Genomic DNA, 12064 nt, shown 5'->3' with positions numbered 1-12064 from the left:
GGCATTTAGCTATGCCTACCCCTGTTTAGCTAACGACAGCCGAACTCACGACTGTCAGGCTAGAAATGGTCTTAATGAATTGTTGAATCTTGATCTATATTTTCGTGTTGCTCGCGACCAAATTCCGCATAACACAGCAGCGCTGCCATGCGGGCAAACTCCATTAGCTCAATATAGGCTGCTTCAGATTCATCATCATCGCCAACATCGAACTCCACCTGAGCGATTTCGGCAAGATCGTTTATGACCTCTTTGACATCCCGAGAAGCACGGTTCAACTTTGGCTGCACGATAGCAAGGCCCGTTAAGAAACTTTGCACCCATAAGGACAGCGCTTCAACTCGCTTAGCGAGAGGCTCCTCCTCTTCTGGTGCCATAGGGGTAAAGCCAAAGTCTTCATCGGTAATACGGGCTAAGGTATCTTGATAGAGTTCTTCTAGTAACTGAGTTAACGAAGGTGGCGGCAGCTGGCCATCGTTAATAAGTTCGAGCAGCGATTTCAACCATTCACTTTTCGCTTGCCCCACACCACCACAAATGAGCCCAACTAATGAGCCATGTACTTCTACAGGATGCTGTGCAATTTCAGCGCTATTAAGCTCTGCCAATAAACTATCAATACTCAAAGAGGGGGGCGTTGCCATAACTTATTCCAATCATTATTTATCTGTACACATGCTAGCAGAAGTGGCCAGTTCGACCAAGACTAACAACCAAAGAGCGAGAGCAGCTTAACAAGCATGCCTCCTGAAAGAGTTGAGACCGAGTTTAGCGACATAAGCGCTTTTATCATCTTTAGTTGTATTTTTCCGCGTTTTCTGCGGCAGAGAGGCGATTATTGGTTATCTAAACAACATTTAATCTAACAAAGCGTTATTAGGCTCCAACGCTTGTTGCACTTTAAGATTCAGACCGATATAGTCCGCTCAACAACATGATAAAAGGATCTACATCGCAATGAGTAGCCATGCTATAGAAATTAGCTTAATGGGCCGTACCTACTCCATCGCTTGCCCTATTGGTCAAGAAGATGCTTTGCGCCATGTAGCGGCTAATCTGGAAAAACAGTTAAGCTCTCTTCGTGCCCGTACTAATAATTTGAGTAGGGAAGAGATCGCTATCATGGCTGCGTTAAATATTGGCTATGAGCTGTTAGAAGAACAGCAAAAAAATCAAGATTATATAAAGCAGATGGACGACAAAATTGGTCTGCTGCAATCAACTTTAGAGAGTGCGCTGGTTGAGCGTTCATCTCAAGATGATTAATCGTTAGCTAACGCTTAGCAAATTGGCTAACACTTAGTAGAAAATTAGCTAAGCTTTAATAAGATTGACCCTGTCGAGGTCAATTCGATACTCAAAAAGAGTATCAATGAAACGTTTTTGCTCCCTGTGGTGTGCGTGAGTCGGTTATGTCCCTGTGCCGATATTTACAAACTCAGGGTGAATGTTTTGATGACATTGCGCAAGCTCGGCTCGAACCGAGAAGCCTTAGGATTTGATCATTTACCCGCCTTGAACCTACGGTTCAAGGGCTACACCGTTAACGGCATCTTGGGGAGCAATTTAATCAGAGAAACCATCGCCTTAACCTGCGGTGGTTTTTTTATGCCTGCAAATATCCACCTTGAAACATCTATTGGTTCAAGGGCTACACAGTTAACGGCATCTTGGGGAGCAATTTAATCAGAGAAACCATCGCCTTAACCTGCGGTGGTTTTTTTATGCCTGCAAATATCCACCTTGAAACATCTATTGGTTCAAGGGCTACACAGTTAACGGCATCTTGGGGAGCAATTTAGTCAGAGAAACCATCGCCTTAACCAGCGGTGGTTTTTTATGCCTGCAAATATCCACCTTGAAACATCTATGGGCTCAAGGACTGCACAGTTAACGGCATCTTGGGGAGCAATTTAAATAGAGACACTTTAAGCTAGAAGCTAGAAGCTAGAAGCTAGAAGCTAGAAGCTAGAAGGTAAATAATTCCTTCTAGCCTTTTTTGTATCCGCTCGGCAAGTTCGCTAGTTAATCTCTGTAGCATCTATTGAATATCACTCACAGCTAACGCTAAACTAAAACATCATTGCTGGGAGTAACATATTGAAACCAACGCCTGCACCTTTATCGCCAACAACAGAATTGCCCACAACAGATAACTCAGTGGCTACATCTCATATTCAAAATGCGCAGACCAAACTGACCCGTAAAGCGCTGCGTACTCAGGTGCGCTCGGCTCGGCGCACGCTATCGAGTAAAGCGCAATCCGAGTTTGCTCACCAAGCATCAAAGCTTGCTTTGAACTTGATACTAGAGCAGGGGGCAAAACGCGTGGCGCTCTATCTCACAAATGATGGTGAACTCGATACAAAACCACTTATTGAGGCGTTGTGGCAAAGGAGGATTGAGGTTTATCTACCGCGACTGCATCCTTTTACCGCTGGTAACCTGATCTTTTTAGCTTATACACCGAGCTCAAAAATGACTAAAAATAGCTTAGGCATTTGGGAACCTAAGTTAGATATACGCGAGATGAGATGCGCTTGTGAAATTGACCTTATCATCACCCCATTAGTTGCTTTTGATAATGAAGGTAACCGTATGGGGATGGGTGGTGGCTTCTATGATAGAACCTTAGCGAATTGGCAAACCAGCGGACGCCCGCTACCTGTTGGCTATGCCCATGACTGTCAACGGGTAGAGAGGCTACCAACACAACACTGGGATGTTCCCTTGCCGATAATAGTAACGCCATCGGGCGTATTATCAATATCAAAAAGTATCTAGAGCCTGTTGATCTCTGCTGGTTGAATATTATTCGAGTTCAAAGCATTTCAATTGAAGCGAATGGATTGCAGCCTAGCTATCTAAGCAAAAGCAATTTATCAAAGAGTAAAACGGTTTTAGCCGATCCCTTCGGGCAAGGTTTGTTGGTCACTTTTACAGCGTTATCGACTCTTTATTTTGAATAACTACACAACAAGGTCTCTGCCTGGTAAAAATGACCAACAACTCGCTGTAAAAATAACCTCGAAAGATCAACAGGCCCTAATGTTTTGACACAGACTTAAGGGGAGCCTCTAAGATTATCTTTTCCTTCCAATAATCATTCGTTTCAAAGCCATACTCAGTGAGCAAGCGTTGCACCTCTCCACTGCGATGCATCTCGCGCAGACTGCGATTAAAGTCATCGAGTATCTGCTGATAGTTAGCTAGTTTTCGAGATACCCCTAAATGAAACTGCTCGACGCTAAGCGGTTCACCTATTGGCTCAAACTTACCCTTAAATTCATCGCCTCCTTTAGTGATCAAGTAGTTGGCAACATCTTCGCTGATCAGCACTAGGTCGATTCTTCCAGCCAATAATTTTCTGAGATTGACAATATCGGTACTTACAGCTTCCGTCTGTAGTTGAGCATCTTGAAATTCGATAGGGTTGGCATACCCCCTTCCAACGCCTATATGGTACTGACGGAGATCTTCAATGCTCTTATAATTGATCTGAGAATCCACACGCTTGTACAACAAAATGTTGGCTGACAGCAGGGGATCAGAAAAAGCTATCCAAGCCTCACGAGATTCACGATACCAAACACCCACGAGCACATCGGCAAGACCTCTCTTTATAATGACCTTAGCACGTGCAAAGGGATAAAAGTGATGTGACAGTGAATACCCTGCATGTCGAAATGCAGCCTCTGTTAGATGATAAACTAAACCATTACTTGCAATGTCTGGTGAATAAAACGGTGGGTATTCGCTAGACACGCTGCTCAATAAGTTCACCCGTTTATCTTGCTCTAACACCTTTCTTGCATCGGCTAAGTGAAGCGGACCGATAGGAGGAGACTTGGCAATAACGACACAAGAGAACATCAAACAGAGCAAGGCTAAATACCAAAACAGTGCACGAGTCACCGCGACAGAAACATAACACCCTCGCTTTCTCGTATATGCCACACGATGATCATTAGCGCTAGAAAACTGATAACGAGCAAGGAAACTCAACATAGTTAGGTAAACACCCTTTATTTGTCGTTACCACAAATTTTAGTCTAAATTCACTCTCTCGGTTTTACTATTCAACAGTCCCTACTTTGCTTCAATTGCCAAACGAGCTAAAGTATTGCCAATTGCATTAAATCAACCTGAAATCGGGATAATAAATGTATCTCAAACAGGCCTTTATTCCGCTAACTGCGTTGGATTTACTTGCATTAGGCGGGCTATTGACGCATAAATACGCCTTGCTATCAAAACAAACGACAAGTTTGAGATGAAATAAGCATAAAACGGCTAGTTCATCTAGCGTTATTCCATCTCTTAATCCGAGTTCAGGTTAAATCAAAGTAATACCAATCAGTATAAGATCACTTGCACCATAGTTTTTCACAGGGGAGATCACCCACCATTTTTTCAAACTCTGGGCAGTTGCGAATAAAATATTTAGCCTCTTGGCATGAGGTCATCTGCAAACATTGCTGCCTAGCATCACATTCAAAAACAATCTGGCTAAGATCCTGTTTACCAATATAGTATTCTGATCCTGGGGGGAATAGTCCAGCGGGAGGCTGAATATCAGCTTGTCCCTCAGGGGCATAATTGATCACCATTAAGTAGAGTAGATTGGCTAAGGCTAACGGCAAAACCACTAGACCTATTTTGATCGGCCAACCTATCCGATGGAATCCTTCAAACCGAGTTTGAGGTTCAAAGGGTGAGGTTAATTTGATGGGATTCCCAAGGTCAATTTCACCCTTGGTCACTTTTACCCCGCGAAGCTTATCCTTCCATTGACGATAGACTACGCGCTCCCCTTCTTGAGGCATATGCTCGTAGGGGAGAAGGTTTATGCCTAAAATACGCTGCTCATCAGAACCGTCATCAGGGGCAATAAACCCCACTCTCTGCTCCTTATTCCAACGAACAAGCTTTCCTCGCTTTACCCAAATATCCATATCTAGCCCGCCATATTGCTTCCATAGCAAAAGATCAAACAATGAGCAGTAACGCTATTAACTACTTCCCTTTAGCTATACGAAGTCGTATTCCTATGCCGGCAGAGGTTAATGTTTTGTTACGCACTTATATGAATATAATGAGGATTCATCGTTACAGCAAGTATGAATAATTAAATCATACGACTCATACTTGCCAATCAATAGGCGAGCCCCCGTGTTGTAATAACAATTCATTAATTTGCGAGAAGTGACCACACCCAAAAAAGCCACGATAAGCCGATAAAGGTGACGGATGAGGCCCTGATATCACCTGATGATGGGCCTGAGTCACCAACTTAGCTTTTTTAATCGCATGCCCGCCCCATAAAACAAAAATGATCGGTCTAGCTTGTGCATCTAACAACTTTAACGCATTGTCGGTAAAAGTTTCCCAGCCTGCCTTGGCGTGGGAGTGAGCCTTCCCGCCTTCTACGGTTAATACAGTGTTTAACATCAAGATCCCTTGCTTAGCCCAATTGGCCAGATAGCCATGATCTGGCGTCTCAAATCCGTCAATATCGGTCGCCAGCTCCTTGTACATATTAACCAGTGAAGGCGGTGTTTTTACTCCTGGTTTCACCGAAAAACATAAGCCATGAGCCTGCCCTTCACCGTGATAGGGATCTTGGCCTATGAGAACGACACGCACCTTATCCAGAGGAGTGAGATTGAACGCGCTAAACACCTCATCGTCACAGGGATAAATCGCTTTTCCGCTAGCACGCTCTGCCGCAACAAAGTCTTGCAACTGATGAAAATAACCAAGTTGTGACTGCTGACTTATAAAGTCACGCCAATTAACGATATTCTCCATATCCTTCTCTTTATCTCTATTTTAAAACCATTTAGAATCAGTCGATAAAGCATACTTGGAAACAATAACCACGTCAGCGTTTCCAGCATGATTATACTGACTACAATCCCATAAATTAGAGCATGCCTATCGATGAAAACATCAACACAACGGGGTTTTACCCTGATTGAGCTTGTCGTCGTGATCATCATTTTAGGTATTATCGCCGTTACCGCGCTGCCTAAATTCTTAAACGTATCTCAAGATGCCCAAGTCTCGAGCGTTAAAGCCACTGGTGGAGCATTTAAGTCCGGAATTAACTTAGCTCGTGCAGTTTGGGCAACTAGAGTAGGATCGGGTCCGGCGGAAAACCTACCCACCTTTGGTGGCTCCGAAGCGGGAGAGATGGATTTTAACGATGCTGGATGGCCTGCTCAACACTATTTCACAGACGACGAAGCATCACCACAACTCGACAATGTGGAAGACTGCATTTCTGTCTGGGAAGCACTGTTTGAAGGCGATGAACCTGGTGTCTCAAATTCTAATAGTAGTGATGAAACCGACTACAAGGCGAACTATATTTCACCTAATCAATGTCGTTTTAACTTTAACGACAACCAAAACTTGAGTATTTACTACGACTCTCGCAATGGTCAAGTGAGCGTCGATAGCGATCCTAATAGCTAGTAGCCATTGTAATCAGCACAGCAAGTCGCATCGAATAACCGATTTTGATCCCATAATGCCAAATTCAATGATTCACTGTTGGCTAATTTAAGTTAATATCGGTTCATTACATCCACTCATTTGTGAGCAAAAAGCATGTCAGAACAAACAAAAGAAACCACTATTTTTCAAATAGCAGACCAATTTATTGCACTAGCTAACGAACTTAGCAGTAAAGAACAAGATGTTGGCAAAGTCGGTACCGCACTGCGTTTCGCCGCAGCTCGCTTTAATGCATTTGAAGCATCACTAAAATCGGCAGATTTGAAAGCAGAAAAAGACAATGCACTGGAGTGGTTTAGTAAAGAATACCGCGACATGCTCAACGATAACTTAGATGACCATATCGATAATCCTCCAGCGGTAACAACCGAACCTGTACAGGATGACGCGGTAAAAGTATTTAACGGTTAAGGCTGTAGATCTCATAGAAAATGCCATCGTTTCCGCTCAGGAAAGTGATGGCATTTTTGTATCTAGTGCTCTGTCTACTCTAGGCCATTTGACGCTCTCAAGCCCCTTCAAGCCTAAAACCTAGAGAGTGACTAACACTCTCACCGCCAATGCGATAAGCACCAGCCCCGAAAGTTTGTCTATCAATACCGCTTTCTCCTTTAGCTTAGGCAATACCGCTTGGTGCGAAAGTAAAAAAGCAATAATAGTGTACCAAAGGCCATCGACAACGAGTGGCGTAAGCACGATCAGCGACTTACTCAAAAGATCATCGGCAACCATGACGAATTGGCTAAATAGCGCTAAAAAAAACAGCATGATCTTAGGATTAAAAAGTGAGATAGCTAGCCCATCTCGCGCAGCGGTGATCGCATCGGTCTCTTTGCCTGCCGCGAGTTTTTCAGACATACCGCCTTTAGAACGTAGCGCTTGCACCCCCATATAAGCCAAGTAGAGCGCGCCTAATATCGCGATGCCGTTAAAAATCAAGGGAGCTTGCTTTAATAAGACCGCCAACCCGAGCAGGGTCACCAGCGCATAAACGCCGATTCCAATAGAATGCGCCCAAGCACAAATAATCCCTTTAGCCCGTCCACCTCCTAGCGTGTGACGCACTACCATAGCAAGACTTGGGCCGGGAGACATGGCTCCTAAACAACAGATGGCCAACAATCCTAGCCAGGCACTGAAACTCATAATAATTCCTCTTTAGCTTAACGCTAGATTGCACTAATTATGACACGACTCAATCTCAATATGAGTCAAATAACGCTAACAAAATAGTTGACGACTCAACCGTAGGTGACATATCTATCTCAACTAAAATAGCGGTTTACAATAACTCACGAGTATCGCAGCACTCATTACCAGAGATAAGAATTGTCACTTTATAATGGTAAGGAGCTGCAGCTTACAAATGTTCATCTGGCTAGGGCCAGTTGATCTTTTAAGGTTGTTTTTGCAGCGAATTATTGGTTATTTATACAAGGCAGAAGCTTTGTGGTGTCGTTATTCTACATGAAAAGCTGAGAACGCGGCAGAAATGACCAACAAACACTGCCCGAAGGGTTCGGCCAGCAAAGTTCAACAGACCCTAGGCAAAACATCATTTGCAAACAAATTTGTTTAAACTGTTAGACTCAGATAAATTTCGACACTCTTTATGACACCCTCAGGCCACTATGAATACTATCCTTCTTGTCAGCGGCATCACTCTAACTGTACTTTTGCTACTCATTATTTTTCTAGGGTTCAAAAAAGCTAAAGGCGCCCCAATTCCGCTAGCGGTGCTGATCCTGCTCGTTTGTTTTACCACCATAAATGTAGCGGTGACCTACTTTATTTACCCCAAGGAAGATATTAACGCCTACAAAAGCTTAGTTTGGCAACCGTTAGCTCAAGAGCAAATCGCCACCTTAGTTTCTCAAGGTAAGACTGTATTTGTCGATGTGAGTGCCGATTGGTGCAATATCTGTAAAGGCAACAAGGATGGCGTGCTTCATCGAGAAGCCGTGGTTAACCTTCTCAAGCGTGACCACATGGTGCTGATGCTCGGCGACTTAACTCACAGTAATGCAAAAATTGAAGCCTTTTTAGCTAACTACAATGCCTTTGGTGTGCCTTTTAATGTGATTTACTCACCGAGCAACCCAAATGGCATCGTGCTTCCTCGGATGCTTGATTACCACCAAGTTATCTCCCTACTCGATAGCAACTAACATCTCATGCTTTTACTGATAATTCGCGGTATCTCGTGACTTATTATAAACTAACGCTAGTATTTTATTACAACGTAAAGAGATAACGGCCATGGCTTCATCGAAAATCGATCCTCAGATGGACTTTCTCCCAGAGAATAAACTGCTCCTCAATGCGGTGGGTGAAGGAATTTATGGTTTTGATTTAAATGGTAATGCCGTGTTTATCAACCCAGCGGCAGAGCGCATGACAGGCTGGACGGCGCAAGAATTACTCGGCACCAATATTCATAACTGTCACCACCACAGCCATGCCGATGGCAGTCACTATCCTCAAGAAGAGTGCCCGATCTACAACACTCTGCACGATGGGATCGCCAGAGAGATAAGCCACGAGCTGTTTTGGCGCAAAGATGGCAGCAGTTTCCCAGTACATTACACTTCGACACCCGTATATAAAAATCAGGAGCTTATCGGTGTGGTCGCGATATTTCGTGACATTAGTATTCAAAAACAAACCGAAGACTCACTACGCCAAGCGTTAGAGCAAGTACAAGCCCTGTCGGAAAAACTGGCCAACGAAAATGACTATCTATTGACTGAATTAGCCAGCCATACGGGAGACGTGAATATTGCGGGCGAAAGCCCACCGATCCAAAAGCTTATACAGCAGATAAAGTTGGTAGCGAACACCAATAGCACTGTATTGATCAGTGGTGAAAACGGTACAGGTAAAGAGTTGGTCGCCCGTAATATTCATCGGCTAAGTGACCGCAGCAATAAGCCACTAGTCAGCGTTAACTGTGCAGCTTTCTCTCCAGCGCTGCTTGAGAGCGAACTATTTGGTCATGAGAAAGGGGCTTTCACTGGTGCCACCAGCCGCCGAAAGGGTCGATTTGAACTCGCCCACCAAGGTACGCTATTCCTCGACGAGATCGCAGAGCTTTCCCTTGAAGCACAATCTAAACTGCTGCGAGTAATACAGGAACAGGAGTTTGAACGCGTCGGCAGTAGTACTCCTATAAAAGTCGATATTCGACTCGTTACCGCGACCCACCACGACCTACAGAAACGCGTTGAGCAAGGCTTATTCCGGATGGATCTCTATTATCGACTCAATGTTTTCCCACTGCATGTTCCTGCGCTGCGAGAACGACTCAGCGATATCCCCACTTTAGTAAGTCATATCGTTACGGGACTAAATAAAAAGTTAGGTAAAAAAATCAAAGGTGTCTGTAAAAGTGGCCTATCGAACCTTATGGCTTATCGTTGGCCCGGAAATGTGAGAGAACTGCAAAATATTATCGAACGCCAAAGTATATTGACCCAAGGACAGATATTACAGATCCCCGTACTGCACGGAGAGAACTCTACCGAGAACATTGTCCATGGTAAAACACTACAACAGGCAGAGGCTGCCCATATTCGCCATACCTTGCAACAACTTAATTGGCGGATATCTGGGCCCAACGGGGCTGCTAGTGTACTAGGGTTACCAGCCAGTACGTTAAGATCGCGGATGAAGAAACTTAATATTAAACGCCCAAGCTAACGGTTCTGAAGTCGGATAATAAACGCATTTCAAACACCTACATTTTCGCGATATTTCGCAAAATGGCGATATATCGCGTTCAAAATCTATAGCGACAAATAAAACAACAATGTAATCAATGAGATAACCATGATTAAACTTGGTTTTAAAATTGCACTATAGGCGAACTTAACTCTGTATTTCTAAGTTCGGAACCTCCTATGACAGATAGTGTTACCCCAAGGCCTAAGATCGGCCCGACATCCAAGCTACCCTCGCCCTCTAGCGTGAATAGCGACGCCCAAGCTCAGAAAAAATCGTCTGACTCAATTCCGATAACCTTTATTCCAAGCGAGAAAGGCAAGATCCACATTAAGGAGCAGAAAGGCCATTTCCAGCGATTAAGAACTGGGATTAACACGCTATTAATTATCTGTTTTTTCTTGGTGCCATTGATTCAATATCAAGGAAAGCAAGCAATTTTGTTTGATGTTGAAAACCAGCAATTTTCATTTTTCGGCACCACGCTTTGGCCACAAGATTTCACCTTGATGGCATGGGTGTTCATTATCGCCGCTTTTCTACTCTTTTTTATTACCGTCTTTTGGGGAAGAGTATGGTGTGGTTATCTGTGCCCACAAACGAGTTGGAGCTTTATGTTTGTCTGGATAGAAAAACAGATCGAAGGCAATAGCAACAAACGTTACGCCTTAGATAAAGCCCCTTGGACGTTAAATAAACTGACTAAGCGCACCAGCAAACATCTGTTATGGGGCGTTATGGCGCTAATGACGGGATGTGGGTTCATCGCTTATTTTGTGCCCGCAACATCGCTTTATCGGGACATTTTAAGCTTTAATGCCAGCTTTTGGATAACGACTTGGGTTTGGTTTTTCGCATTATGTACCTATCTTAATGCGGGCTTTATGCGCGAGCTAATGTGTTTGCATTGCTGCCCTTACTCTCGTTTTCAATCGGCGATGTTCGACAGCAACACCCTTACTGTCACCTATGATACCAATCGTGGTGAATCTCGTGGCCCTAGAAAACGTAAACAAGCAACCGAACTCGGTGATTGCGTCGATTGTAACCTTTGCGTCGATGTCTGCCCTACAGGCATAGATATTCGTAATGGCTTACAGTACGAATGCATCAACTGCGGTGCCTGTGTCGATGCCTGTAACCAGACCATGGACAAATTCGGTTACCCAAGAAATCTCATTAGCTATACCAGTGAAAATGAGTTGAAGGGCAAACCAGCAGAGCGATTAAACTCGTGGAAATTCATTGGCTACGGCACCGCGGTATTGATCATGCTTAGCGTTTTTGCCGTCGATGTTTATAACAAAGATGACATTCAGTTAAACGTGATTAGAGACAGGCAGAGCCTTTATCGTGAAGTTGATGACAACAAAATCGAAAACAGTTATACCTTGAAGATCCGCAACAAGACACAGCAAGATCAACAGTATCTTATCTATATCGAAGACCGTCTTGGACACTATATCAATAAAGAAGTTGATGTTGAGGTAAGCATCAAGGCTGGTGAACAACTAAGCTATCCGGTTACCGTCTATCAACAACGCAATGCCAATCATGGTGAAAAGCTGCTCAGACAGTCGTTCAGTTTCACGGTAATGAATCTTAACGAACCTTTAGATACCGTCTCTCAAAAAACGCAATTCTTTACTCCTTAGGAAAAGTTAACATGCAAACATTCTCAACGATGAGGATGTTTGCATGGTCCAACCACCGAGAAAGGCCTACAATAACAAAAGACTATAGATACAAAATCTTAAGCTTATCGATTCTAGCAAGACACAATGACATTTGCTGTTGACCTGTATATATTTTTAGCACAATC

12 protein-coding genes and 1 other RNA gene are annotated in these 12064 nt (G+C 43.8%); 8 read left to right on the top strand and 5 right to left on the bottom strand.

The window, feature by feature from the left end:
* Positions 1-71 precede the first annotated feature (71 nt).
* Entirely contained in the window at positions 72-644 is a 573-nt protein-coding gene (locus K0I73_RS03950; RefSeq protein WP_220063232.1) for a UPF0149 family protein, read from the bottom strand.
* 313 nt (positions 645-957) lie between these two features.
* On the opposite strand from K0I73_RS03950, the gene K0I73_RS03945 reads away from it, so the two are divergent.
* From K0I73_RS03945 to K0I73_RS03935, 3 genes are all read left to right on the top strand, one after another.
* Positions 958-1266: a cell division protein ZapA gene (locus tag K0I73_RS03945; protein WP_220063231.1), complete on the top strand. Its 309-nt coding sequence runs from the start codon at positions 958-960 to the stop codon at positions 1264-1266.
* Between the two features lie 118 nt (positions 1267-1384).
* Positions 1385-1565, top strand: a non-coding RNA gene (gene ssrS / locus K0I73_RS03940) — 6S RNA.
* Positions 1566-2100: 535 nt separating this feature from the next.
* Positions 2101-2784 (top strand): 5-formyltetrahydrofolate cyclo-ligase, encoded by a 684-nt coding sequence (locus K0I73_RS03935; RefSeq protein WP_434086697.1) that lies wholly within the window; start codon positions 2101-2103, stop codon positions 2782-2784.
* Positions 2785-3045: 261 nt separating this feature from the next.
* Here K0I73_RS03935 and K0I73_RS03930 read toward each other — a convergent pair whose 3' ends face one another.
* The 3 genes from K0I73_RS03930 to ung all read right to left on the bottom strand — a co-directional run bounded on the left by K0I73_RS03930 (position 3046) and on the right by ung (position 5811).
* Positions 3046-4008 (bottom strand): substrate-binding periplasmic protein, encoded by a 963-nt coding sequence (locus tag K0I73_RS03930; protein ID WP_220063230.1) that lies wholly within the window; start codon positions 4006-4008, stop codon positions 3046-3048.
* A gap of 359 nt (positions 4009-4367) precedes the next feature.
* A complete protein-coding gene (locus tag K0I73_RS03925; RefSeq protein ID WP_220063229.1) occupies positions 4368-4955 on the bottom strand; it encodes a hypothetical protein in 588 nt (195 codons plus the stop codon).
* A gap of 187 nt (positions 4956-5142) precedes the next feature.
* Positions 5143-5811 (bottom strand): uracil-DNA glycosylase, encoded by a 669-nt coding sequence (ung, locus tag K0I73_RS03920; protein ID WP_220063228.1) that lies wholly within the window; start codon positions 5809-5811, stop codon positions 5143-5145.
* Between the two features lie 132 nt (positions 5812-5943).
* Between ung and K0I73_RS03915 the strand changes: the two genes are divergently transcribed.
* Both K0I73_RS03915 and K0I73_RS03910 read left to right on the top strand, forming a co-directional pair.
* A complete protein-coding gene (locus K0I73_RS03915; protein ID WP_220063227.1) occupies positions 5944-6480 on the top strand; it encodes a prepilin-type N-terminal cleavage/methylation domain-containing protein in 537 nt (178 codons plus the stop codon).
* A gap of 135 nt (positions 6481-6615) precedes the next feature.
* Complete coding sequence (locus tag K0I73_RS03910) at positions 6616-6933, top strand: DUF3144 domain-containing protein (protein WP_220063226.1); 318 nt, start codon at positions 6616-6618, stop codon at positions 6931-6933.
* Between the two features lie 120 nt (positions 6934-7053).
* Here K0I73_RS03910 and K0I73_RS03905 read toward each other — a convergent pair whose 3' ends face one another.
* A complete protein-coding gene (locus tag K0I73_RS03905) occupies positions 7054-7668 on the bottom strand; it encodes a LysE family translocator (protein ID WP_220063225.1) in 615 nt (204 codons plus the stop codon).
* A gap of 485 nt (positions 7669-8153) precedes the next feature.
* On the opposite strand from K0I73_RS03905, the gene K0I73_RS03900 reads away from it, so the two are divergent.
* From K0I73_RS03900 to ccoG, 3 genes are all read left to right on the top strand, one after another.
* Complete coding sequence (locus tag K0I73_RS03900; protein ID WP_220063224.1) at positions 8154-8690, top strand: thioredoxin family protein; 537 nt, start codon at positions 8154-8156, stop codon at positions 8688-8690.
* 91 nt (positions 8691-8781) lie between these two features.
* Positions 8782-10221 (top strand): sigma-54 interaction domain-containing protein, encoded by a 1440-nt coding sequence (locus tag K0I73_RS03895; RefSeq protein WP_220063223.1) that lies wholly within the window; start codon positions 8782-8784, stop codon positions 10219-10221.
* A 200-nt stretch (positions 10222-10421) separates the two neighbouring features.
* The gene (gene ccoG, locus K0I73_RS03890; protein WP_220063222.1) at positions 10422-11897 is read left to right on the top strand and encodes a cytochrome c oxidase accessory protein CcoG; all 1476 of its coding nucleotides are present in this window, start codon (positions 10422-10424) and stop codon (positions 11895-11897) included.
* Positions 11898-12064 lie beyond the last annotated feature (167 nt).

This window comes from Shewanella mesophila, assembly GCF_019457515.1.
Lineage (GTDB): Bacteria > Pseudomonadota > Gammaproteobacteria > Enterobacterales > Shewanellaceae > Shewanella > Shewanella mesophila.
This window is presented reverse-complemented; position numbering and strand designations above follow the sequence as displayed.

Bases quoted from the DNA above. Each gene is read 5' to 3' on its own strand.
- K0I73_RS03950 (WP_220063232.1), bottom strand. From the start codon at position 644: ATGGCAACGCCCCCCTCTTTGAGTATTGATAGTTTATTGGCAGAGCTT.
- K0I73_RS03945 (WP_220063231.1), top strand. From the start codon at position 958: ATGAGTAGCCATGCTATAGAAATTAGCTTAATGGGCCGTACCTACTCC.
- K0I73_RS03930 (WP_220063230.1), bottom strand. From the start codon at position 4,008: ATGTTGAGTTTCCTTGCTCGTTATCAGTTTTCTAGCGCTAATGATCAT.
- K0I73_RS03925 (WP_220063229.1), bottom strand. From the start codon at position 4,955: ATGGATATTTGGGTAAAGCGAGGAAAGCTTGTTCGTTGGAATAAGGAG.
- ung (WP_220063228.1), bottom strand. From the start codon at position 5,811: ATGGAGAATATCGTTAATTGGCGTGACTTTATAAGTCAGCAGTCACAA.
- K0I73_RS03915 (WP_220063227.1), top strand. From the start codon at position 5,944: ATGAAAACATCAACACAACGGGGTTTTACCCTGATTGAGCTTGTCGTC.
- K0I73_RS03910 (WP_220063226.1), top strand. From the start codon at position 6,616: ATGTCAGAACAAACAAAAGAAACCACTATTTTTCAAATAGCAGACCAA.
- K0I73_RS03905 (WP_220063225.1), bottom strand. From the start codon at position 7,668: ATGAGTTTCAGTGCCTGGCTAGGATTGTTGGCCATCTGTTGTTTAGGA.
- K0I73_RS03900 (WP_220063224.1), top strand. From the start codon at position 8,154: ATGAATACTATCCTTCTTGTCAGCGGCATCACTCTAACTGTACTTTTG.
- K0I73_RS03895 (WP_220063223.1), top strand. From the start codon at position 8,782: ATGGCTTCATCGAAAATCGATCCTCAGATGGACTTTCTCCCAGAGAAT.
- ccoG (WP_220063222.1), top strand. From the start codon at position 10,422: ATGACAGATAGTGTTACCCCAAGGCCTAAGATCGGCCCGACATCCAAG.